This is a genomic window from Planococcus halotolerans, assembly GCF_003289955.1.
GTDB lineage: Bacteria > Bacillota > Bacilli > Bacillales_A > Planococcaceae > Planococcus > Planococcus halotolerans.
Genome location: NZ_QLZR01000002.1, coordinates 277,733 through 301,903, shown reverse-complemented (window position 1 = coordinate 301,903; position 24,171 = coordinate 277,733). Strand labels below are relative to the sequence as shown.

The 24,171-nt window shown below is 44.9% G+C and carries 20 protein-coding genes; all 20 read left to right on the top strand.

Features of this window, described 5'->3' with window-relative positions:
* Positions 1–7 precede the first annotated feature (7 nt).
* Entirely contained in the window at positions 8–361 is a 354-nt protein-coding gene (gene rbfA / locus DP120_RS06180; protein ID WP_084245320.1) for a 30S ribosome-binding factor RbfA, read from the top strand.
* 385 nt (positions 362–746) lie between these two features.
* Entirely contained in the window at positions 747–1,676 is a 930-nt protein-coding gene (gene truB, locus DP120_RS06175) for a tRNA pseudouridine(55) synthase TruB (protein ID WP_112222786.1), read from the top strand.
* 1 nt (position 1,677) lies between these two features.
* Positions 1,678–2,622 carry a riboflavin biosynthesis protein RibF gene (ribF, locus tag DP120_RS06170; RefSeq protein ID WP_112222785.1) on the top strand — a complete coding sequence of 315 codons (945 nt, stop codon included), beginning with the start codon at positions 1,678–1,680 and terminating at the stop codon, positions 2,620–2,622.
* A gap of 145 nt (positions 2,623–2,767) precedes the next feature.
* Positions 2,768–3,037 (top strand): 30S ribosomal protein S15, encoded by a 270-nt coding sequence (rpsO, locus tag DP120_RS06165; RefSeq protein ID WP_084245326.1) that lies wholly within the window; start codon positions 2,768–2,770, stop codon positions 3,035–3,037.
* 148 nt (positions 3,038–3,185) lie between these two features.
* Positions 3,186–5,303, top strand: a complete 2,118-nt coding sequence (pnp, locus tag DP120_RS06160; RefSeq protein ID WP_112222784.1) for a polyribonucleotide nucleotidyltransferase — start codon at positions 3,186–3,188, stop codon at positions 5,301–5,303.
* 277 nt (positions 5,304–5,580) lie between these two features.
* Entirely contained in the window at positions 5,581–6,804 is a 1,224-nt protein-coding gene (locus DP120_RS06150) for a M16 family metallopeptidase (protein ID WP_112222782.1), read from the top strand.
* A gap of 111 nt (positions 6,805–6,915) precedes the next feature.
* Positions 6,916–7,929 (top strand): aspartate-semialdehyde dehydrogenase, encoded by a 1,014-nt coding sequence (locus DP120_RS06145; RefSeq protein WP_240611997.1) that lies wholly within the window; start codon positions 6,916–6,918, stop codon positions 7,927–7,929.
* A 119-nt stretch (positions 7,930–8,048) separates the two neighbouring features.
* Complete coding sequence (locus tag DP120_RS06140; protein WP_112222780.1) at positions 8,049–9,716, top strand: ribonuclease J; 1,668 nt, start codon at positions 8,049–8,051, stop codon at positions 9,714–9,716.
* 157 nt (positions 9,717–9,873) lie between these two features.
* Entirely contained in the window at positions 9,874–12,138 is a 2,265-nt protein-coding gene (locus DP120_RS06135) for an FtsK/SpoIIIE family DNA translocase (RefSeq protein WP_276310397.1), read from the top strand.
* A 175-nt stretch (positions 12,139–12,313) separates the two neighbouring features.
* On the top strand, positions 12,314–13,042 hold the full coding sequence (locus DP120_RS06130; protein ID WP_112222778.1) for a GntR family transcriptional regulator: 729 nt from the start codon (positions 12,314–12,316) through the stop codon (positions 13,040–13,042).
* Between the two features lie 47 nt (positions 13,043–13,089).
* Positions 13,090–14,169, top strand: coding sequence for a BMP family lipoprotein (locus DP120_RS06125; RefSeq protein ID WP_112222777.1), 1,080 nt, complete (start codon positions 13,090–13,092; stop codon positions 14,167–14,169).
* 170 nt (positions 14,170–14,339) lie between these two features.
* Entirely contained in the window at positions 14,340–15,899 is a 1,560-nt protein-coding gene (locus DP120_RS06120; protein ID WP_112222776.1) for an ABC transporter ATP-binding protein, read from the top strand.
* A complete protein-coding gene (locus tag DP120_RS06115) occupies positions 15,889–16,938 on the top strand; it encodes an ABC transporter permease (RefSeq protein WP_112222775.1) in 1,050 nt (349 codons plus the stop codon). Before DP120_RS06120 ends, DP120_RS06115 begins: the two co-directional genes overlap by 11 nt.
* 1 nt (position 16,939) lies before the next feature.
* Complete coding sequence (locus DP120_RS06110; protein ID WP_112222774.1) at positions 16,940–17,899, top strand: ABC transporter permease; 960 nt, start codon at positions 16,940–16,942, stop codon at positions 17,897–17,899.
* A gap of 509 nt (positions 17,900–18,408) precedes the next feature.
* Positions 18,409–19,683 carry an EF-P 5-aminopentanol modification-associated protein YfmF gene (gene yfmF, locus DP120_RS06105; protein WP_112222773.1) on the top strand — a complete coding sequence of 425 codons (1,275 nt, stop codon included), beginning with the start codon at positions 18,409–18,411 and terminating at the stop codon, positions 19,681–19,683.
* Positions 19,676–20,980, top strand: a complete 1,305-nt coding sequence (gene yfmH, locus DP120_RS06100) for an EF-P 5-aminopentanol modification-associated protein YfmH (RefSeq protein ID WP_112222772.1) — start codon at positions 19,676–19,678, stop codon at positions 20,978–20,980. Before yfmF ends, yfmH begins: the two co-directional genes overlap by 8 nt.
* The gene (ymfI, locus tag DP120_RS06095) at positions 20,977–21,696 is read left to right on the top strand and encodes an elongation factor P 5-aminopentanone reductase (protein ID WP_112222771.1); all 720 of its coding nucleotides are present in this window, start codon (positions 20,977–20,979) and stop codon (positions 21,694–21,696) included. Before yfmH ends, ymfI begins: the two co-directional genes overlap by 4 nt.
* 110 nt (positions 21,697–21,806) lie before the next feature.
* The gene (locus DP120_RS06090) at positions 21,807–22,610 is read left to right on the top strand and encodes a YmfK family protein (RefSeq protein ID WP_112222770.1); all 804 of its coding nucleotides are present in this window, start codon (positions 21,807–21,809) and stop codon (positions 22,608–22,610) included.
* 14 nt (positions 22,611–22,624) lie between these two features.
* The gene (locus DP120_RS06085) at positions 22,625–23,503 is read left to right on the top strand and encodes a helix-turn-helix domain-containing protein (RefSeq protein ID WP_338046809.1); all 879 of its coding nucleotides are present in this window, start codon (positions 22,625–22,627) and stop codon (positions 23,501–23,503) included.
* Positions 23,504–23,553: 50 nt separating this feature from the next.
* Positions 23,554–24,132 (top strand): CDP-diacylglycerol--glycerol-3-phosphate 3-phosphatidyltransferase, encoded by a 579-nt coding sequence (pgsA, locus tag DP120_RS06080; protein ID WP_112222769.1) that lies wholly within the window; start codon positions 23,554–23,556, stop codon positions 24,130–24,132.
* Positions 24,133–24,171 lie beyond the last annotated feature (39 nt).

Genomic DNA, 24,171 nt, shown 5'->3' with positions numbered 1-24,171 from the left:
ATAAGCAATGACAATGCGCTCGAATCGTGTAGGCGAACAAATGAAGAAAGAGCTCAGCGATATCATCAGCCGCAAGCTGAAAGACCCGAGAATCGGATTTGTAACGGTGACAGATGTCGAAGTAACCGGAGATCTTCAACAGGCGACAGTATATATCAGTGTATTGGGTGATGATGCTGCAAAAGAGCAGACATTGCTCGGCTTATCGAAATCCAAAGGATTTATCCGTTCAGAAATCGGCCAGCGCATCCGTTTGCGCAAGACGCCTGAATTATCTTTTGAATTCGATACTTCAGTGGCATACGGAAATCGTATCGACAGTCTGCTGCGGGATATCAAAGAACCGAAAGACGAACAATAAAACCAGGCCTGCTGTCTATTTCTTAGATTGCAGGCTTTTTTACATAATTAGCTAAACTTTGATTACCGATATTCCGCAAAACAGCTTCGCTTTCCTGGGGGCTCGCACTGAGCTAACTCGGACTCGCTAACCTTCGTCCGAGTGGATCTCAGCACTTCGCTCGAAACAGAGTTGGAAAACCAACTCTGTTTCTAATCCCCTGGGAGTCTTCGCTGTTTTGCTCCATATCTTCAGAGACTTCTCTCAGCGTCGGTGCGCCTCCGGACTGGGCGGAGCCGTAAGACGAGTGTTCTTTCTCGGCTTATGGTGTGAGCCTTGTCCAAAGCGTCGAAGCGTTAAATAGAGGATTATATAGAACTGGTTATATAGAAAGGGGTTGAAAGAAATGGCCATTAACGGAATACTTCCTTTATGGAAAGAAAAAGGCATGACTTCCCATGATTGCGTTTTTAAACTGCGTAAAATATTGAAAACAAAAAAAGTCGGCCATACCGGTACCCTCGATCCCGAAGTGGATGGCGTACTGCCAATTTGCATAGGCAACACCACAAAAGTGGCGGAATATATCACCAATCAAGGGAAAACTTATGAAGCGGAAGTGGCAATCGGTTTCTCCACTGAAACAGAAGATGCGACTGGAGAAGTAGTGGAGCGGGACCAGCGGGAAAAGAAAATCACCAGACAGGAACTGCAGACCGCTTTAGAGGGATTGACTGGAGACATCACCCAGATTCCACCCATGTATTCAGCAGTGAAGGTAAATGGCAAAAAATTATACGAATATGCCAGAGCCGGCATAGCGGTTGAACGGCCAATCAGGAAAGCCCGAATTGACTCCATCGAGTTATTGGACAGTGCGGAAGAATGGACTGGAACTGACATTCATTTTCGAATCCGTATCCAATGCGGCAAAGGCACTTATATCCGGACACTGGCTGTGCAAATAGGCGAGGCTCTTGGCTACCCGGCGCATATGTCAAAATTGACAAGAACGGAATCAGGCAAGTTTAAACAGGAAGATTGCTTAACACTTGCAGAGGTTGATGAGATTGCCCAAAATGGAACTATCGATCAATACTTAAAGCCGCTTATCTATGGGTTAAGCGCATTTCCAGCAGTGGAAGTCGATCCAAAAATGTTTTTTGCGATGAAAAATGGCCAGGTCATGGAAATGCATCCTTTATTGGAGGACAATGAACTGCTTATTTTTACCATAAACGAAAATCCTTTTGCTTTATATAAGAAGCATCCGGAGAAAAAGGGTAAGATGAAACCTGAAAAAATGTTCGGACTGCCGACAGAAGACGAGGTGTAAAATGAAAATCTTCCATTTAAATTATCCAAACCATATGAAACCGGAAGAAGAGTTGGGACCATTATCCATGGCGCTTGGTTTTTTTGACGGCGTCCATAAAGGGCATCAGAAAGTAATTGGTGAAGCTGTGGAAAAAGCGCAGCAATTAGGTGCGAAATCAGCGGTGATGACTTTTGATCCGCATCCATCACTGGTATTGGGCGGCAGAAAAGAAGAAGTGTTTTACATAACACCTTTGCAGCAGAAAATGGATATTCTTAATGAAATGAATATCGACGTATGTTTCATCGTCCGTTTTACATCCGACTTTGCACAATTGCAGCCGGAACAATTTATCAGCCATTTTATTGAGGATCTGAATGTTGTGCATGTTACAGCCGGTTTCGATTTTTCCTTTGGCTCAAAAGGACAGGGCTCTATGGAATTGATGGAAAACTATGCTGATGGCCGGTTTGGCGTCAGTGTCATCGGCAAGCTTGAAGACGGCCAGGAAAAAATCAGTTCCACGAGAATTCGCAATCACTTGAAATCCGGGGAAATTGAAGGAGTATCCCGTTTATCAGGACGTCCATTCAAAGTATCAGGAACAGTTGTGAACGGGGACAAAAGAGGCCGGACGATCGGCTTTCCGACTGCCAATGTGGAACCGGACCTTGGCACATTCGTGCCTGGCCGCGGTGTTTACGCTGTTCGTCTCCATGTACAGGACGAAGTCCACGAAGGCGTCTGCAATGTGGGCTATAAACCGACATTCAACGACCCGGATCATAAGAAGCTTGTGATCGAAGTCCATATCTTTAATTTTGATAAAGATATTTACGGGGAACGGGTCACTGTCGATTGGCATAAGAGGATCCGGGACGAAAGAAAATTTTCCGGCATAGATGAATTGAAAGCACAAATTGAAAAAGACAAACAGGAAGCCATCCGCTTTTTCGTTCAGTGAAAACAGCCGGGACGTTCAGTTGATTTTCAATTTGCCGTGTGCTATGATTTATGAGTACTGAACGTACTAACCATTGCTTGGCAAATCGAATCACCAACGTTTGCTCGGTAATTGGGGCTATCAGATATTAGGAGGTGGAAACAGTATGGCAATTACTCAAGAACGTAAAAATGAATTGATCAATGAATACAAAGTGCATGACACAGATACTGGGTCTGCAGAAATTCAAATCGCCATTCTTACAGAAGACATCAACAACTTGAATGAGCACTTACGTACTCACAAAAAAGATCATCACTCACGTCGTGGTCTATTCAAAATGGTCGGACGCCGTCGTAACTTGTTGAAATACCTTCGTGAAAACGACGTAGCTCGTTACCGCGAATTAATCGCAAGACTTGGCCTACGCCGATAATAGCAATCAGTGAAAGCGGGATTCGTCCCGCTTTTTCTTTATGGATAAAATATTCCGCATACAATCGCACAGCGTATGCTTTTTTGATACACTACTAGTAATGGATACATAAAATTGTCTATATATTGAAAGAGAGAGGAGCTCGATTATGGAGCAAACTAAAAAAGTTTACAAATTCGATTGGGCAGGCCGCGAATTACAGGTCGAAGTTGGCCAATTGGCAAAACAAGCAAACGGAGCAGCTTTGATCCGTTATGGCGATACTGCAGTATTGTCCACATCAACAGCTTCCAAAAATCCGAAGCCGTTGGATTTCTTCCCATTGACTGTCAACTATGAAGAGCGCCTTTATGCTGTCGGTAAAATACCTGGAGGCTTCATCAAGCGTGAAGGGCGTCCATCAGAAAAAGCGACTTTAACAAGCCGCCTGATTGACCGTCCGATCCGTCCGCTATTCCCGGATGGTTTCCGTAACGAAGTACAGGTAATTTCAATGGTTATGTCTGTTGATCAGGATTGCCCTTCAGAAATGGCAGCTATGTTCGGATCTTCATTGTCATTGATGATTTCGGATATTCCCTTCGACGGGCCGATTGCCGGCGTCATCGTGGGATTGATCGATGGCGAATACATTATCAACCCGACAAATGAGCAACTTGAGAAAAGCTCGATCAACCTGACAGTAGCAGGAACAAAAGATGCCATCAATATGGTTGAAGCTGGGGCGAAAGAAGTATCAGAAGACATCATCCTTGAAGCCATCATGTTCGGCCACGAAGAGATCAAGAAATTGATCGCGTTCCAGGAAGAGATTGCAGCAGAAGTCGGAAAAGAAAAATCCGAAATCAAATTATACGAGTTGGATGCTGAACTTTCTGCTACTATCAAAAACGCTGTTGAAGAGGAATTGAACGCTGCTGTTCAAGTCAATGAAAAGCAAGCGCGCAACGAAGCAATTGATGAAGTGAAAAAACGTGTCATGGCACAATACGAAGAATCTGATGATGACGTTAAAAAACAGGCAGGCCAGATCTTGGATAAAATGGTCAAAGATGAAGTGCGCCGCTTGATAACGGATGAAAAAATCCGTCCGGACGGACGCGGACCTTCAGAAATCCGTGCTTTGTCTTCAGAAGTCGGCTTGCTGGCCCGTACACACGGTTCAGGCTTATTCACACGCGGCCAAACGCAGGCGATGAGTATTTGTACACTTGGGGCACTCGGCGATGTACAGATTATCGACGGCCTTGGCATCGAAGACACAAAACGTTTTATGCACCATTACAACTTCCCGTTGTTCTCAGTTGGTGAAACTGGATTCCTTCGTGGACCAGGCCGCCGCGAAATCGGACACGGAGCTCTTGGTGAACGTGCACTTGAAGCGGTAATCCCGAACGAAAAAGAATTCCCATATACAATCCGCCTGGTAGCAGAAGTTCTGGAATCCAACGGATCAACTTCACAGGCAAGTATCTGTGCTTCAACTCTTGCAATGATGGACGCTGGTGTTCCTTTGAAAGCACCTGTAGCCGGTATTGCAATGGGATTGGTTAAAAAAGGCGATAACTATACGGTATTGTCTGATATTCAAGGGATGGAAGATCATCTTGGTGATATGGACTTTAAAGTTGCCGGAACTGCAGAAGGCATTACGGCACTTCAAATGGATATCAAAATCGATGGTTTATCGCGTGAAATTCTTGAAGAAGCTTTGACACAAGCGAAAATTGGACGTATTCACATCCTTGAATCGATGCTGGCGACAATTTCTGACCCTAGAGAGCAATTGTCTAAATTTGCACCGAAGATCATCATGGTTAAAATTAACCCTGATAAGATCCGCGATGTAATCGGACCTGGCGGTAAAGTGATCAATAAGATCATCGATGAGACAGGAGTCAAAATCGATACAGAGCAAGATGGCACCATTTTCATTTCGTCTGTTGATGAAGAAATGAACGCTAAAGCGAAAGCGATGATCGAAAACATCGTTCGCGAAGCAAAAGTTGGGGAATACTATGAAGGCAAAGTGAAACGCATCGAGAAGTTTGGTGCCTTTGTTGAATTGTTCCCAGGCAAAGATGGACTGCTTCATATTTCTGAAATCCAGGAAGAACGGACGAAGGAAGTGGAAGATGTCCTGAAAATGGATCAAGTTGTAAAAGTGAAAGTAATTGAAATCGACCGTCAAGGCCGCGTCAACCTTTCTCGCAAAATTGTCCTGAAAGAAGAAAAAGAAGAAGCTGAAAAAGCTAATCAGGAATAAATGAAAATTGCCAACGAAAGTTGGCAATTTTTTTCTTATTTCTCTAAAGAAAATAGAGAAATTATATGTTTTAAATAACTTTGGAAGAGTGGGTTTTTGTCCAGACTTCAGCGGCCCAGCTCTTCGGGTCATAAGCCAGTCCAACTGCGCGGCCAAGGCCACTTCGTTGGTCTGTCTTATGCCTTTCAGAGCTAAACGGGCGCTTACGCTTTTCTCTGTCCAGACACCAGCGGCCAAGACGGGCGCTTACGCTTTTCTAATTGGAGGGAACTAAACAGTGGCAAATACTTTTATTTGTGATAACGGTTTGCGAATCGTCTCGGAGCAGATTCCGCATTTCAGATCCGTGGCAGTCGGCATTTTTGTCAAAGTGGGATCACGCGATGAAAAACCGGAAGAAAACGGCATCACCCATTTCATCGAGCATATGCTGTTCAAGGGCACACCAACCCGCAGCGCAAAAGATATTGCCAGAGAGTTCGACCGTATAGGCGGAGATATCAATGCCTATACTTCGAAAGAATATACATGTTATTATGCGAAAGTCGTCGATGATCATGCGAATCATGCAGTCGATATACTGGCGGATATGTTCTTCAATTCCAATATGGAGCCTGTGGAAATCGAGCGCGAGCGGCAAGTCGTGCTTGAGGAAATAAGCATGACTGAAGATATGCCGGATGATGACGTCCATGAACAGCTATGGCGGGTCATGTATCCGAAACATTCAATTGGTGCGCCAATTCTAGGCGTGGAACAGACCTTGCAAACTTTTGATGCTGATAAAATCAGGGATTTCATGGACAGATTCTATACTCCTTCAAATACAGTCGTATCCGTGGCAGGCAATATAACACCAGAGCTGATCCGGCAAATTGAAGGGCTGTTTGGGGAATTTAAAAAAGTTGAACAGCAGAAACCATATGCTGAACCTGACTTTGCAGCAGGCAGTTCCATCAAATACAAAGACATCGAGCAGGGCCATCTTTGTTTAGGATTTCCAGGCATGTCTATTAATGATCCCCATCTCTACGATCTGGCCGTGATGAACAATATCCTAGGCGGCACTATGTCTTCTAGGCTATTCCAGGAAATCAGGGAAGAACGGGGCCTTGCCTATTCAATCTATTCCTATCATTCCGCTTATTCAGACCACGGAACGCTGGCGATATACGGCGGTACTTCGAATGAACAGTTGCCGGAACTGCAAGAGAAAATTCTGGAGTCGATACACCATATGCAGTCGGGCGGTTTGACGCAACTGGAAGTGACTGATTCGAAAGAACAGTTTAAAGGCAATCTTCTGCTTGGAATGGAAAGCACGAGTTCACGGATGAGCCGCAACGGCAAGCATGAATTGCTGATGGGCAGGCACATTTCATTTGAAGATGTGCTGCAGAAAATTGAAGAAGTATCTATGGAAAAAGTCCAATATACTTTGGAACTTCTTAAACACGATCCAGCGCAGTCGGTTGTCAGGTCGAAAGAAGCATCCTCGTAAATTGAGGATGCTTTTTTAATGATTCAATGCGTCAGTGCGTTGAATTATGATACAATTATCGAAATTATCATTAAAGGAGAGAGTCGATTGAAAACCTATAATGTAGCAATCATGGGAGCAACGGGCGCTGTGGGCCAACAAATGAAGGAGCAGTTGGAGAAACGCAATTTTCCTGTAAACGAAATCCGTTTCCTGTCTTCAAGCCGGTCAGCGGGCAGCAATATCGATTTTAAAGGAAAGACATATACAGTGCAGGAAGCCGTTCCGGAATCATTTGATGGAATAGACATCGCTTTATTCAGTGCCGGAGGCAGCGTGTCCGAGAAATTCGCACCCGAAGCAGTAAAGCGCGGCGCGATTGTCATCGATAACACAAGTGCGTTCCGCATGGATCCTGAAGTGCCGCTTGTCGTACCGGAAGTGAATAAAAGCGACCTTTCTTTGCATAAAGGAATCATTTCAAATCCAAACTGTTCGACCATCCAGATGGTTTGCGCATTACAGCCTTTAAAAGAGCAATTCGGCTTGACGAAAATTGTCGTGTCTACATATCAGGCGGTTTCCGGTGCAGGCATAGATGCTATCAACGAGCTGAAAAGCCAGGCAGATGCAGGATTTGATCAGGCGGGGAAGGCAGAGGCAAAAATGCTGCCTGTGAAGTCCGCAGAAAAACATTATCCAATCGCTTATAATGCCATTCCGCAGATTGATGTATTTGCAGACAACGGGTACACGCTGGAAGAAATGAAAATGATCAATGAAACAAAAAAAATCATGCATGACGACAGCCTTTCAGTAGCGGCGACCTGTGTTCGGCTGCCGGTGGTGACAGGCCATTCCGAATCTGTCTATGTCGAGTTGAATGCAGCCCCTGCGCTGGAAGATGTGAAGGCGGCTATTTCAGCAGCGCCGGGTGTAGAATTGATGGATGATCCATCTCAGCAGCTGTACCCTATGCCTCTGATGGCAGCCGGGCTCGACGAAGTATTTGTCGGTCGTGTGCGCTTGGATCTTGATAACCCGCAGGGCTTCCATTTATGGGTTGTTTCCGATAATTTAGTAAAAGGCGCAGCGTTGAACTCAGTTCAAATCGCGGAAGCGCTTATCGAAGAGAAAATCATCTGATCCCTAAAAATAAACCGGCCAATCCGCCGGTTTATTTTTTTCTTTGGACTGTTTCCTTCGATTCCCGTATAATGAATTCTATGGATGTGTACGGGCGAATTTTTTTAGGAGGAAATAAATTGAGTAAAATTAAAAATGAACTTATTAGAGTAATACCATTAGGCGGAGTCGGAGAAATCGGCAAAGCGATGTACGTAATTGAAATTGATGAAGATCTGTTTGTAGTGGACAGCGGGCTGATGTTCCCGGAAGATGAGATGCTGGGAGTGGATATCGTTATTCCGGATGTCACTTACCTGGAGGAGAACAAGGACCGCGTCAAAGGGATATTCCTTACACACGGCCATGAAGATGCAATCGGTTCGATTGCATACCTGCTGAAAAAAGTGCAGGCTCCTGTCTATGGCTCTAAATTGACGATCGGCCTTGCAAAAGAACACGTAAAAGAACAGGGTTCTTTGAAACAAGTGAAGTTTTTTGAAGTGACCAACAAGAGCCGCATGAATTTTGATACAACTCATGTGACGTTCTTCCATACAACACACAGCATACCGGATGCTCTGGGAATCGTTTTCCACACATCTGAAGGTGCGATTGTCCATACAGGCGAATTTAAATTCGACCAGTCGGCAAAAGGCAGTTACCAGCCGGACATTGCTAAAATGGCGAAATTAGGGGATGACGGCGTACTTATGCTGTTATCCGATTCAACTGAAGCAGAACGCCCTGGTCATACGACTTCTGAAATCGTGGTTGCAGACCACCTTCTTTCAGAGTTCCGCAAAGCAGAAGGAAGAATTCTTGTTTCACTTTATTCATCCAACTTTATCCGCATCCAGCAGGTTTTCGATATCGCACAGGCAACCGGCAAAAAAGTTGCTGTTGTGGGAAGAAGCCTGGAAAGCAGCTATGAAGTTGGCGTGCGCCTCGGCTATTTGAATGCCGGTGAAGATACAGTCATTTCTTTGAAGGATCTTGATAAATACCGTGATGAAGAAATCGTCATTATCGTTACAGGTAACCAGGGCGAGCCTTTGGAAGCTCTTGATAAGATGGTTCGCAAACAGCATAAAGACGTACGGATCAAAGAGACGGATACAGTACTTATCACATTCACGCCATCGCCTGGAATGGAAGTACCGATGTATCAGACAATGAACAAACTGGCTAAAGCCGGTGCCCACGTTTTGACATCAAGCAAAAAAGTCCACGTTTCCGGCCACGGAAGCCAGGAAGACCTTAAAATGATGTTAAATATGATGAAACCAAAATACTTCATCCCGATCCAGGGAGAATACAAAATGCTGATTGCCCATTCTAAATTGGCGCAGCAAGTCGGTTTGCAGAAATCCCAGATCTTTATCGCTGATAAAGGGGATATCGTTGAATATAAAGCCGGAAAAGTCCGTATGAGCGGAAGAGTTACAGCCGGAAACGTATTGATTGATGGAATTGGAATCGGAGACGTGGGTAATATCGTCCTGCGTGACCGTAAATTGCTTTCACAGGATGGCATTTTCATTGTAGTTGTAACTTTGAACCGCAAACAGAAGAAAATCGCTTCCGGTCCTGAAATGATTTCACGTGGCTTCGTATATGTGCGTGAGTCAGAAGAATTGATGGATGAATCAGCGAAACTGGTTACAAAAGTTGTTGAAAAATATGTTGCGCGCGATACTTTCGAATGGAACAATATTAAACAGGAAATTCGCGACACGTTGAATTCTTATCTGTTCCAGCAAACAAAACGCCGTCCGATGATCATCCCGATTATTATGGAATACTAAGATAGAAAAAAAGGAAAAGGATTTCCATACCGAACTATCGGGGGAAATCCTTTTTCGATTACATAGGAAATGGGGGAACTATATGCCTCGCAGTGGACAAAATAAAAAAAAGAAGAAAAATACAAAGGTGAAAGCAGCCAAGAAAAATAACCAGCCAATGCCTTCAATCTTTTTTGAAATCATAGGAATCGTAATGCTTGGCATTGCTGCATTGATGGCTTTCCAATTGGGAAAAGTCGGACGGATGCTCTATAATTCTGCAGAATACCTGACAGGCTACCTGGCGTTCCTTGTGCCGTTTGTGCTGGCGGCATTGGCAATCTTTATTATGGTTAAAAGAACGTGGCCAAAACCGCAATTTCGAAAATCAGTCGGAACGTTCTTTTTACTGACCGGCATCTTTTTGATTTGCCATCTTATATGGGCAGCCAGTTCGATATTGCCGATCACTTCTGCAAACGTGATGGGGGAAACCGTTAAATCGATACAGATCAGCGGCACCATCTGGACTGAATACACAGCAGTTGGCGGCGGAATCGTGGGTGCAATGCTGTATGCAATAATGCACGTGCTCTTTGAAACGGCAGGCACCTGGATAATCGCTCTTATTCTTTTATCTATAGGAGCTATAATCCTTACAGGTCGCGCAGCAGCTCCTTTCATCGCTGAGAAGGTTCCGAGTTTCCGACCGATTTTACAGTCCATCGGACAGCGATTCAACAGAGCAAGCAATAAGCCAAAGAAAAACAGTACAAAAACAGCACAGGCTTCCCGCAACGAGAATCTGAATGATTCACAGGAGCAGGAAACTGTTGAAGATAATTATGGTTATGATAACGACACAGTCTATATGGATACACCCGAAGAACCGATCATTTCTGCGTTTACTGAAAACGTGAAACCAAAGCAGGCTGAACCTCCAAAAGAAGCGAAGCCGAAAGCAGAAGAAGAGTCAGCCGGGGAAGTCCAGTTGTTGACAACTGCGGAGGAACTGGAAAATGAGGAGTATCAATTGCCTCCAATCGATCTACTGACATTGCCGCCGCACAGTGATCAAAGCGGGGAATATTCCGGCATTCAGAAAAATGCTAAGAAATTGGAGAAAACTTTCCAAAGTTTTGGAGTCCGCGCTAAAGTAACTCAAGTCCATCTTGGTCCGGCTGTTACAAAATACGAAGTGCTCCCTGATACGGGCGTCAAAGTCAGTAAAATTGTCAGTCTTCATGACGATTTGGCACTGGCACTTGCTGCCAGGGACATACGGATTGAAGCACCGATTCCAGGCAAGTCTGCAATCGGCATCGAAGTTCCAAACTCGGAAGTCGCAATCGTCAGCCTCCGTGAAGTTCTTGAATCCGAAGAAAACAATAAACCGGATTCAAAACTGCTGTTTGGCCTTGGTCGTGACGTCACTGGACAGGCCGTCATGACGGAATTGAATAAAATGCCGCATCTGCTCGTTGCCGGTTCTACCGGGAGCGGGAAATCGGTATGTATTAACGGCATCATCACCAGCATCATCATGCGTGCAAAACCGCACGAAGTGAAAATGATGATGATCGATCCAAAAATGGTGGAGCTCAATGTCTATAACGGCATTCCGCATTTATTGGCGCCGGTTGTCACCGATCCGAGAAAAGCAGCACAGGCTTTGAAGAAAATCGTTTCTGAAATGGAGCGGCGCTATGAACTGTTTTCTCATACCGGAACCAGAAACATTGAAGGATATAACGAATATGTGAGAGTATTTAATGAAGAAAATGAAGATAAACATCCTAAATTGCCGTTTATCGTTGTGATAGTTGATGAGCTTGCGGATCTTATGATGGTTGCTTCGAACGAAGTGGAAGATGCCATCACACGTCTTGCGCAAATGGCACGCGCAGCCGGCATCCACTTGATCATTGCGACCCAGCGTCCAAGTGTCAACGTCATTACCGGTGTCATAAAAGCGAATATTCCATCACGGATCGCATTCGCCGTGTCATCTGCAATTGATTCCCGGACAATTTTGGATATGGGCGGAGCCGAAAAATTGCTGGGCCGAGGGGACATGTTGTTCCTTGGAGCCGGCCAGTCAAAACCGGTGCGTGTGCAAGGTGCATTCCTGTCTGACAGCGAAGTGGAGAAAATCGTCGATTTTGTCATTGAGCAGCAAAAAGCCCAGTACCAGGAAGATATGATTCCTTCCGATGTCGAAGAAACAAGCATTGATGAAGAAACGGATGAAATTTATGACGAAGCCGTACAGCTTGTCACCGAAATGCAAACGGCATCCGTTTCCATGCTGCAGCGCCGGTTCAGAGTTGGTTATTCGCGAGCCGCACGCATTATCGATCAGATGGAACAGCGCGGAGTGGTAGGACCTTATGAAGGCAGCAAACCCCGCACCGTTTTAGTTCAAAAGCAGGAAGAATATTAGACAATAACGAAAATTTCGTGACATATTACGCACATGAATCAAGAGTTGTAACTGAAAAATTCGCGAAATTCGACAAAACACTATTTATTTCGGTGGAAATAAGTGTTATAGTAATTTTGATTAGTAGGAATGTTTTACATCAGATGTCTGATCTCTGTCATTGGTGGTGAATCGTATGACAATTAAATCGGATCATCGGGCATTGTATCTCCAAGTAATCGATCGGATGAAGCAGGATATTGCTGCCGGAATATACAAAGAGAAAGAAAAGTTGCCTTCCGAATTCGAATTGGCGAAAACACTTGGAGTCAGCCGCGCTACCTTGCGGGAAGCGCTCAGGCTGCTGGAAGAGGATAATATCATAGTAAGAAGGCATGGCGTCGGAACATTTGTCAATCCGAAACCGGTGTTTACATCGGGCATCGAACAATTGACAAGTGTCTCAGAGACAATCAGGCAGGCGGGAATGGAACCTGGTTCGATTTATCTGAGTACATCCGAAAGCCTTGCTTCTGAAGATGATATAAAACGCTTACATTGCAATCCTGAAGATTCAGTAATTACTATTGAACGGGTTCGGACAGCAAATGGTGAACCTGTCGTTTATTGCATCGACAAAGTTCTTTCCAGCTTTTTGCCGGAAGATTTTCTGGGCCGTGCCGAAAGCTCCATTTTCTCAGCAATAGAGGAAAGCGGAGAAACCCATATTAGTTATGCAGTGACGTATATCGATCCGGTCGGCTACCATGAAGATGCGTCTCCGATTTTGGAATGTGATCCTGAAACTGCATTGTTGGTATTAAAACAGCTCCATTATGATACAGACGATCAAGTGGTGCTTTACTCGAAGAACTATTTCAGGGCTGATAAATTCAGCTTCCATGTAGTTCGAAAACGTGTGTAAAACAAACTATTCCTGCTAATATCAAAAAAACCTTGGGGGTTATTACATTGACAAAACGTAAATTTGGTCTAGGTCTTTCTCTAATGCTGGCTGCTGGTACTATGCTGGCTGCCTGCGGCAGTGATGAAGACACTTCAACCGACACAACAACTGGTGGCGAAGGAGAAGGCACAGAAGAATCAAGCGACTTCTCAGTAGCAATGGTTACTGACGTCGGTGGTGTCGATGATAAATCTTTCAACCAGTCAGCTTGGGAAGGTCTTCAAAGATTTGGGGAAGACAACGGACTTGAAGAAGGTGACGGCGGCTATGCTTACTTGCAGTCGCAAAGTGATGCAGACTACAACACTAACTTGAACAACTTGATCCGTCGTGATTTCGATGTCGTTTTCGGTATTGGATTCCTGATGGAAGGCGCAGTAGCTGAAATCGCTGCCCAACAGCCGGATGCTCAAATCGCAATCATTGATGCTGTAGTTGAAGCTGATAACGTTGCAAGCGTATTGTTCAAAGAACAAGAAGGCGCGTTCCTTGCAGGCGTTGCAGCTGCACTTATGACTGAAACAGGCAAAGTCGGTTTTGTTGGCGGGATGGATATTCCTGTAATCGAGCGTTTTGAAGCTGGATTCCTTGCTGGAGTAGAAGCTGCTAACCCAGACGTTGAAGTTGATGTTCAATATACAGGGGCTTTTGATAAAGCGGAATTAGGTAAAACTACAGCTAACCGTATGTACCAAGGCGGAGCTGATATTATCTTCCACGCTGCTGGCGGAACTGGTAACGGTGTCTTCACTGAAGCTAAAGAACGCAAAGAAGCAGATGCGGATGCAAACGTATGGGTAATCGGAGTTGACTCTGACCAATACGACGAAGGACAAGTTGGCGATACTAACATCACTTTGACTTCAGTTCTTAAACGTGTAGACAACGCTGTTTACAACATCTCTGAACAAGCGATGAATGGAGAATTCCCAGGTGGCGAAACTGTAGTTTACGGTCTTGCTGACGATGGTATTGACCTTGCAGATTCACGTGGAGCTATTCCAGAGGATATCATGACTCAAATCGAAGAATTCAAACAACAGATCGTTGATGGCGAAATTACAGTTCCAGAAACTGTGGAATAATCTTCGATTTTCACGGTCATTCTCATAAAGACCGGTTTAACCGGTCTTTATGATTTTTTTTCGCCTAAATTTACAGAAAAATTAATAGATGAAAGGTTTTTTTATATGGAAACCTTTCCTGTATTAATTAAAAAAATAAGAATTTAACAGTTTTCGAGGGAGTGAAAACAGTGGAATATGTTGTTGAAATGCTGAACATCCGAAAAGAATTCGGAAACTTTGTCGCCAATGACAACATCACCCTGCAATTGCAAAAAGGTGAAATTCATGCCTTGTTGGGTGAAAATGGCGCTGGGAAATCGACATTGATGAACGTTCTTTTCGGACTTTATCAGCCAGAAGGCGGAGAAATCCGTGTCCGCGGGAAGAAAGTGGATATTACAAATCCGAACGTAGCCAATGATTTGGGCATTGGAATGGTACATCAGCATTTTATGCTGGTGGAGAATTTTTCCGTTACAGAGAACATCATTCTTGGATCAGAACCGACTAAGCTTGGTGTCACGAACAAGAAAGATGCTGCAGATAAAGTACAGGCTTTATCCGAGCAATACGGATTGAATGTTGATCCATATGCAATCATCGAAGATATTTCGGTTGGTATGCAGCAGCGCGTAGAAATTTTGAAAACGCTTTATCGTGGAGCTGAAATTCTTATTTTCGATGAGCCGACCGCTTCCTTGACTCCGCAGGAAATCATTGAACTGGTGCAGATTATGAAACGCCTGATCGCAGAAGGTAAATCGATCATTCTGATTACCCATAAATTGAAAGAGATTATGGATGTTTCCGATCGCGTTACTGTTATCAGAAAAGGACAAGGGATTGGGACAGTCGTTACTGCTGAAACAAATCCGAACGAACTTGCTTCTCTGATGGTTGGCCGACAGGTTGAATTCAAAACAGAGAAAGTCCCTGCCTCTCCTAAAGATGAGGTGCTTGATATCCGTGATCTGGTTGTTCTGGATTACCGCGGTGTTGCGAAAGTAAAGAACTTGAACTTAAACGTGCGCAAGGGTGAGATTGTCGGAATTGCTGGAATCGACGGCAACGGCCAGTCAGAACTTATCGAAGCCATTACTGGCCTTAGAAAAGTGAAAAGCGGTACAATCTTCATCAATGAAAAAGATGTTACGGGATTGAAACCGCGTAAAGTGACTGAAGCCGGAGTAGGGCACATTCCGCAGGATCGCCATAAGCATGGTTTGGTTTTGGATTTCCCGATTGGCCATAATATTGCGCTTCAGACCTATTACACAAAACCGATATCAAAAAACGGAGTTATCGATTATGACAAAATCAATGAAAAAGCAAAACAGATCATCGCCGATTTTGATGTCCGTACTCAAGGGCCTCATGAACTGGCACGTTCGCTTTCGGGCGGTAACCAGCAGAAGGCGATCATCGGACGTGAAGTTGACCGGGATCCAGATCTGCTGATTGCCGCTTTGCCGACACGCGGTCTTGATGTAGGGGCGATTGAATTCATACACAGCCGTCTTATCGAGCAACGTGATAACGGCAAAGCCGTATTATTGATTTCGTTTGAACTTGATGAAGTCATGAACGTATCGGATCGTATCGCCGTTATCCATGATGGTGAAATTGTTGATATCGTAACTCCGGAAACAACGACAGAGCAGCAACTTGGCTTGTTGATGGCCGGGCATAAACTCGATGACAATGAAAAAGGTAAGTTGAAGGAAGGTGAGGATCAGCATGTCGAATAGAGCGACCAATATTCTGGTCCCCCTTGTTTCCGTTATTCTGGGCTTGCTGGTCGGAGCTATTATCATGCTTGTCAGCGGATATAACCCTGTAACAGGATATACAGCTTTATGGAATGGAATCTTTGGGGACTTATATACAATAGGAGAAACTCTCCGTCAAATTACACCATATTTACTGGCGGGTCTGGCAGTAGCATTTGCATTCCGCTCAGGACTTTTCAATATCGGTGTTGAAGGGCAATTGATCGTAGGATGGTTCGCAGCAGCTTATGTAGGTGTGGCTGTGGAACTTCCAAAAATCATCCATTTGCCGCTTGCAATATTGGCAGCAGCAGCTGCCGGAGCGCTATGGGGCTTTGTACCGGGACTTTTAAAAGCGAAATTCCGCGTACACGAAGTAATCGTGACGATTATGATGAACTATATCGCGTTGCATGTAACAAATGCTTTGATTAAAACAGTATCTGACGGAGGAGACCGTACTGAAAAAATCTTTACAAGTGCATCTCTTCGTTCAGAATTCTTTCAGAATCTTACAGAATTTTCGCGCCTACATTATGGAATTCTGCTGGCGCTGATCATGGTCGGTGTAATGTGGCTGATTCTTGAAAAGACTACATTGGGCTACGAATTAAAAGCGGTCGGGTTCAACCAGAACGCTTCTGAATATGCGGGTATGAACGTCAATAAAAATATCATTCTGGCGATGGTCATTTCCGGTGCGTTTGCAGGACTGGCCGGAGCGATGGAAGCGCTTGGTACGTTCGAATATGTGTCCTCAAAAGGCGGCTTTACAGGAATCGGATTTGACGGAATTGCTGTTGCCTTGCTGGGCATGAATACACCGCTTGGGGTTGTTTTCGGTGCTACATTATTCGGTTCATTGAAGTACGGCGCATTGAATATGCCGAACGAAGCGGGAATTCCTTTGGAAATTGTTGAAATTGTCATTGCTGTTATTATTTTCTTTGTAGCTTCAGGCTACATTATCCGCCTACTGTTGCTGCGGGCAGCAAATAAGAAGAAGGAGGCGAAGTAATATGACTTTCCTGGAAGCCTTGTATTTCATCGTTCCTTCAGCGATATTCTATGCTGCACCGCTAATTCTCGTTGCAATCGGCGGAGTATTTTCTGAAAGATCCGGTGTTGTTAATATCGGACTTGAAGGTCTGATGGTAATCGGTGCCTTTACCGGTATTCTGTTCAACTTGTTCTTTGCCGATACATTCGGCAATGCGACGCCTTGGCTTGCGCTGGTAGCGGCTATGGTAGCAGCACTATTGCTGTCTTTGCTGCACGCTGTGGCTTCGATCTCATTCCGTGCGGATCAGGTAGTTTCGGGTGTTGCCATCAACTTGCTGGCAATCGCTTTGTCCCTGTATCTGGTTAAAAAAATCTTCGGTAAAGGGCAGACGGATTTCATCACCGAGCGTTTTGCACGTTATAGTGTGCCGGTATTGTCCGATATCCCGTTCATTGGGGACTTATTCTTTAAATCGATTTACAACACTTCATTCTTTGCCATCGCTGTAGCGATTGTTGCCTGGTTCGTTATCTATAAAACACCATTCGGCCTTCGTTTGAGAGCTGTCGGCGAACATCCGATGGCGGCTGACACAATGGGAATCAACGTTACAAGAATGCGTTATATCGCTGTAATGATTTCCGGTGCTCTTGCTGGAATCGGCGGTGCCATTTACGCACAAACCATCTCCAATGATTTCGGGCATGCCACGATCAACGGTCAAGGGTTTATGGCGCTTGCTGCAATGATTTTCGGGAAATGGCATCCGCTTGGAGCGATGGGAGCAGCCTTGTTCTTCGGACTGGCTCAATCCTTGAGTATCGCCGGATCGTCGATTCCTTATATTCAGGAAATACCAAATGTATTCCTTTTGATACTGCCATACGTGCTGACGATTCTTGCACTTGCCGGCTTTATCGGTAAGGCGAATGCGCCGAAAGCGAATGGTAAACCATATATCAAAGGTGAACGTTAATATTGCAGTTCAAAGAGCCGTCATTGCGACGGCTCTTTTTTGTCATTAAGCGCTCAAGGGTGATGTCGCTTTTCTTATTGTCCAGCTTCAACGGCCAACTCCTCGGTCTTAAGCTGTCCTTCCTGTGCGGCAGAAAGCGCCGCTTCGGAAGTTCATCTTAAGCCTCACGGAGCTGAACGGCCGTTTACGCTTTTCTTATTGTCCAGACTCCGGCGGCCCAGCCCCTCGAGTCGCTTCGGATTTGCCCTTCATGGCAAAGAACGCCATGGCGGCCAAATCCTCCAGCGCTTGTCGGGGCTAAACGGGCGCCATCGCTTTTCTTTATTGTCCAGACTCCGGTGGCCCAGCTCTTCGGGTCATAAGCCAGCCCAGCTGAGTGGCGGAGCGCCACTACGCTGGTCCGTCTTATGCCTTTCAGAGCTAAACGGGCACCCTCGCTTTTCTTTATTTGCATTTAAAGGAAAAGGTTCGGTATAGTTAAAGAATGAACGATGAGAGGGGATTCATTAATGTTTGAAACTATCAGGCTTGCGAAAGGCGTGAATGTCCACGTCAATGAAACAACACAATTCAAAACTGTTAATATTTCTATAAAGTTTAAAGATAAATTATCAAAAGAGAAAGCTTCTGCCCGGTCCATTCTGGCGAATGTCCTGCAGCACAGCAATGAAGTCTATCCATCACATACTGCACTTCGGATGGTGCTGGACGATCTTTATGGCACGTCCTTATATATGGATTCTTCCAAACGCGGCAATGAACATATCGTCAGCTTGAATGTTGAAACAGTTAACGATCAATATTTATCAGAAGAAGGCGTTCTCGAAAAAGTTCTCAATCTGATGTACCTTGTGCTGTTCAAGCCAAATACGGAGCATGGCCTATTCAAGGAGTCGATTTTCCTGCGCGAAAAAAATGCGGTGAAGGAAAGAATTGAATCGATTTTTGATGACAAGACCCGTTATGCCCAGCAACGGATGATGGACCTGGCTTTGCCGGAACACCCTGCTTCCATCCCTGCAAACGGTTCAATTGGAGAAGTTGAAAAGATTACGAATGAAAAACTGATGGAAGAATACCGCACGATGATTGAATCCAATGAGGTGGAAATCTATGCGGTAGGCGATGTAAAACCGGAATTGATTGCGGACTATATCCGTAATTATTTCCACTTCACTGATCGTGAAAAACCGGTGGCAGCACCTTCAATGGAACTTAAAAAACCGTCACAGCCACGGGTTGCCGAGTTCGAAGATATGAAACAGGGGAAACTGCATATGGCTTTCTTCAGCCCTGTCACATTCCGCGACGAAAAATTCCCGGTTATGCAATTGCTGAATGGCGTTTTTGGCGGCTATGCCCATTCGAAACTTTTCGTAAATATCCGTGAAAAAGAGAGTATGGCTTATTACGTCTCAAGTTCCTATTCATCCCAATTCGGTTTAATGTTCGTTCTGGCCGGAATTGATGGCAAACTCGAAGAAAAAGCAGTTAAGCTTATTCTTGAACAGCTTGAAGAAGTTAAAAAAGGAAATATAACGGATGTCGAGTTCGGACAGACAAAGGCGCTTCTAACCAACCAATTGACCGAAGCGCTTGATTCCGCGCGCGGCCAGATTGATATTTATGACCAATATATGGAGTTGACAGAGGACTTCGAACCTGATTACCTGATCAGCCGATGGAATAAAATTACTAAGGAAGACATAGCTGATGCAGCTAAACAACTGAGCCTGGAAATGACTTATTTCCTGTCAGGAAAGGAAAGTGAAATTGATGCATAAAGTGGAATTCGAACAATTGGACGAAACCTTATACCATGAAAAACTGGAAAATGGATTGGAAGTCTTCATTCTGCCGAAAAAAGGGTTTTCAAAGACATTTGCCACATTCACCACTAAATACGGTTCGATTGACAATCATTTTGTTCCGCGCGGCGAAAAAGAAGCGGTTAAAGTGCCGGATGGCATTGCCCATTTCCTGGAACATAAAATGTTTGAAAAAGAAGAAGGGGACATTTTCCAGCAGTTCAGCAAACAGGGTGCTTCTGCAAATGCCTATACCTCGTTCACACGGACAGCTTATCTGTTTTCAGCGACCGCCCAAGTAAATGAAAACATCGAAACGCTGCTGGATTTTGTACAGGAACCTTATTTCACTGAACAAACGGTGGAAAAAGAAAAAGGCATCATCGCTCAGGAAATCACGATGTACGATGACCAGCCGGATTGGCGTTTGTACTTTGGCATCATTGAAAATATGTACAAGAACCATCCTGTTAAAATCGACATTGCCGGAACAGTGGATTCGATTCAGGATATAACAGCCGAGCATTTATATACTTGCTACAATACGTTTTACCACCCGTCTAATATGGTGTTATTTGTAGTCGGAGCAGTTGACCCGGAAGGGATGATGAAGCTGGTCAAAGAAAACCAGGGTCGGAAAACGTTTGAAGATGTAGAGGAAATCGAACGGATTTTCCCTGAAGAGCCATTGGAAGTGGCGATCAAGGAACGCGTTTTAAATATGAGTGTGCAAAAGCCGAAAGTTTTTGTCGGCATCAAACCGGAGAAAATGGACCTGCAGGGCGAAGAGATGCTGAAGCATGAACTTGCAGCGGAGCTGGCATTTGAGCTGCTGTTTGGCCGGACTTCAGATTTTTATCATCATGCATATGAAAAGAACTGGATCGATGAATCCTATTCGTTCGATTATTCCCTGGAAAATGGCTTCGGCTATGCCATCATCGGGTCGGATACCGCCGAACCTGAAACGCTTGCCGCTGAAATAAAACATACAATCGCAAATGCTGTTGAAAAATGGCCATTTGGCCAGGCGGATCTTGACCGCATGCGCCGCAAGAAAATCGGCTTTTTCCTGCGTGCACTGAATTCGCCTGAGTATATCGCCAATCAGTTTACACGCTACACATTCAATGGCATGAATCTTTTTGATGTTGTGCCGACTCTTGAACAAATTGAAGTAGCTGATCTGCAAAAAGCATTTTCACTAGTCAGTGCTGAAAGCCAGCAATCCGTGTTCTCAATCCTGCCTCCTGAAAAGAAGGAAGCGCAGTGAAGAAGTTTGCCCTTGTAATGGGGGCTTCCGGAGAACTTGGTGAAAGCATTTCGCGGACGCTGGCTGCTTCGGGCTGGTCTCTTTATCTCCACTGGAATACAGCACGGCCGACTGAATTAGCTTCTCATCTTAGAGATGCCTATCCGCATCTTGAATTCATTGAAGTTCATGCTGACTTTGCCGTGCCGGGCGCAGCTGATCGATTGGCAGGCCAGATTTATGGCGTTTCCTGTGTAGTCGTGGCGAGCGGCCATGCATTGGTGAAAATGCTGACGGACACCAGTGATGATGAAATGGAAAAACTCTGGATGGTGCATGTCAAAAATCCGCTTTCAGCCATTCGGCAGTTAGCGCCGAAATTCCAACAGCATCCCAGTTCCTATATTGTTTTCATTTCTTCCATATGGGGAGAGACAGGCGCATCGATGGAAACTGCCTATTCTGCAGTTAAAGGCGCACAGCTGGCTTTTGTCAAAGCTTATGCGAAAGAAATGGCCTATTCTGGGACCCGGGTCAACGCTGTTGCACCCGGGTTTATCATGACCAAAATGAACAGCGGATTCTCTCCAGATGAACTGGAATCGCTCCGCGAAGACATTCCACTTGGCTTCGGCAAACCTCAGGATGTGGCTGACGCCGTGCAATTTCTGGTCAGCGGCAAAGCCGATTATATAACCGGTCAAACATTGCGTGTCAATGGCGGCTGGCATATGTAGCAGCCTTAATGCTTATTCTTTTGATGAACCCTTTTCTTGCAGCACTAAATCAGCTATTATAAGAGAATAGGAAATTACTAAAAAACTGACGCCGAAAGGTCGGACGCTCAATGAGAGAATGGTATTTTGAATACGAAATTCAAGTGAACCGTCCGGGTTTGCTGGGAGATATAGCTTCGCTTCTTGGGATGCTGCGCGTCAACATCGTCACCATTAATGGTGTCGATCAGGGACGGCGCGGCATGCTGCTGCGTGCTGAGCACGATGTGCAGCTTGAACGTTTCGAACAAATCGTTTCCACGATTGAAACGATTGCGGTAACAAAATTCCGCGAACCCAAACTGCGTGATATACTGGCGGTTCGACATGGCCGTTATATCCAGCGTGATGCGGATGACCGGAAGACCTTCCGTTTTGTAAGAGATGAACTTGGCCTGCTGGTCGATTTCATGGCGGAGATTTTCAAGCAGGAAGGCCATAAACTTGTCGGTTTACGCGGAATGCCGCGGGTAGGAAAAACTGAGTCCATTGTCGCGGCAAGCGTCAGTGCCAATAAAAAATGGATTTTCCTGTCATCCACAATGATTAAGCAGACTGTCAGAAATCAGCTGATGGGCGATGAATTCAATGAAAATAACATATTTATATTGGACGGCATCGTCACACGCCGCGCCCATGATGAGCGGCATATGCAGCTTGTCCGCGAAATGATGCGCATGCCGACCATAAAAGTGGTGGAACATCCAGATATGTTTATCCAGCAATCCGAGTACAGCATCGAAGATTTTGATTACATTATCGAATTGCGCCATCATCCAGATGAGGAAATCACTTATGAAGTGATGGAAAAAAACAATTTTGTGAATGATAAAAGCCAAGTGGACGACATGTTTGGCGGAGGATTTAATTTTTAGGCAGGCAGGTGATCGTGTTGAATGAAATGGGTACTCGCCTTAAAGAGGCGAGAATCGCAAAAGGTTACAGCCTGGAAGATTTGCAGGATGTAACTAAGATACAAAAACGTTATTTGGCGGGAATTGAAGAAGGTAATTACAGTATGATGCCCGGACAATTCTACGTTCGCGCTTTTATAAAACAATATGCAGACGCAGTTGGGCTGAATGCCGATGAACTGCTTGAGCAGCACAAAGCTGAAATGCCGGAAACAACAAAAGAACAAGTCAGCAAACCGATGGCTGCCCCGGTGCGGTCACGCAGGCAAGCGATGTCTAAATCCTCTTCCAGCAGAATCAACGAAAAAATGCCGATGGTGATTGTCGCTTTATTCATAGTAGTGATAGTTGCGGTAATGTGGTTCTTCTTTAACATGCTGGGAGAGGACGATCCAACGGACGAAGTGACAGAAAACGATGACGGCGTGCAATACGAAGCCCCTTCTGAAAACACCCCTCCAGCAACTGAGGAAGAACCTGCAGAAGAAGAAGAACCGGAAGAACAGCCGGAAGAAGAGGAACCTGCTGAACCGGAAACCGAAATTTCTGTTGCCGGAACAGATGGCCAGACAACTACTTATCAATCGACGGGCTCCGCTGAGCGGGAATTGCTTATTGAAGTAACCGGTCCTTCCTGGGTAGGCGCCACTGATGAAAATGGTGAAAATCTTATGGCGGCTGCAACAATGCAGGCTGGACAAAGCGAAACTCTGGATTTGTCGGAAGTTTCCCTGGTAAGGCTTCGCCTCGGTGCGGCACCGAATGTGGATCTTACATTGAACGGCGAACCGATCGAGTATGAGCAGGACCTGACAACACAGAACATTGTCATTGAATTTACAGACGCTGAATAGCCATCTAAACAGATGGCTATTTTTCTTGAAAGTATGGAAGGGGAAACATAATGAATATACCAAATAAAATTACAGTTTCACGTATTCTTTTAATACCGGTTTTCATGATTTTTATGCTGATTGATTTTGGCTGGGGGGAAATGACTTTATTCGGTGCTACTTTGCCTGTCAGCCATTTCATCGGCGGTTTAATTTTCATTTTTGCATCATTGACGGATTGGGTGGATGGTTTTTATGCCCGCAAGTATAATCTTGTAACGACTTTCGGAAAATTCCTTGATCCACTTGCTGATAAATTACTGGTTTCAGCAGCCTTGATCATCCTGGTGGAACTTGGATTTGCACCGTCCTGGATCGTTATAATCATCATCAGCCGTGAATTTGCCGTAACCGGACTGCGTCTTGTGCTGGCGAGCGAAGGGGAAGTGGTGGCAGCTGGAGGCCTTGGCAAGATCAAGACCACTGCCCAGATCCTGGCAGTATCTGCGTTGCTTCTATATGATATGATTTTCGCGCTGATCGGATTGCCATTCGGGTTGATCATGCTTTATATCGCTTTGATTTTTACAGTTTGGTCAGGTTGGGATTATTTCTACGCAAACCGGAAAGCCTTGCTTGCTTCTAAATAATTCTGAAGAATTTCTTTTTCGCATTACTAACTGAAAGGG

Bases quoted from the DNA above. Each gene is read 5' to 3' on its own strand.
- rbfA (WP_084245320.1), top strand. From the start codon at position 8: ATGACAATGCGCTCGAATCGTGTAGGCGAACAAATGAAGAAAGAGCTC.
- truB (WP_112222786.1), top strand. From the start codon at position 747: ATGGCCATTAACGGAATACTTCCTTTATGGAAAGAAAAAGGCATGACT.
- ribF (WP_112222785.1), top strand. From the start codon at position 1,678: ATGAAAATCTTCCATTTAAATTATCCAAACCATATGAAACCGGAAGAA.
- rpsO (WP_084245326.1), top strand. From the start codon at position 2,768: ATGGCAATTACTCAAGAACGTAAAAATGAATTGATCAATGAATACAAA.
- pnp (WP_112222784.1), top strand. From the start codon at position 3,186: ATGGAGCAAACTAAAAAAGTTTACAAATTCGATTGGGCAGGCCGCGAA.
- DP120_RS06145 (WP_240611997.1), top strand. From the start codon at position 6,916: ATGGGAGCAACGGGCGCTGTGGGCCAACAAATGAAGGAGCAGTTGGAG.
- DP120_RS06135 (WP_276310397.1), top strand. From the start codon at position 9,874: ATGCCTTCAATCTTTTTTGAAATCATAGGAATCGTAATGCTTGGCATT.
- DP120_RS06130 (WP_112222778.1), top strand. From the start codon at position 12,314: ATGACAATTAAATCGGATCATCGGGCATTGTATCTCCAAGTAATCGAT.
- DP120_RS06115 (WP_112222775.1), top strand. From the start codon at position 15,889: ATGTCGAATAGAGCGACCAATATTCTGGTCCCCCTTGTTTCCGTTATT.
- DP120_RS06110 (WP_112222774.1), top strand. From the start codon at position 16,940: ATGACTTTCCTGGAAGCCTTGTATTTCATCGTTCCTTCAGCGATATTC.
- yfmF (WP_112222773.1), top strand. From the start codon at position 18,409: ATGTTTGAAACTATCAGGCTTGCGAAAGGCGTGAATGTCCACGTCAAT.
- yfmH (WP_112222772.1), top strand. From the start codon at position 19,676: ATGCATAAAGTGGAATTCGAACAATTGGACGAAACCTTATACCATGAA.
- DP120_RS06090 (WP_112222770.1), top strand. From the start codon at position 21,807: ATGAGAGAATGGTATTTTGAATACGAAATTCAAGTGAACCGTCCGGGT.
- pgsA (WP_112222769.1), top strand. From the start codon at position 23,554: ATGAATATACCAAATAAAATTACAGTTTCACGTATTCTTTTAATACCG.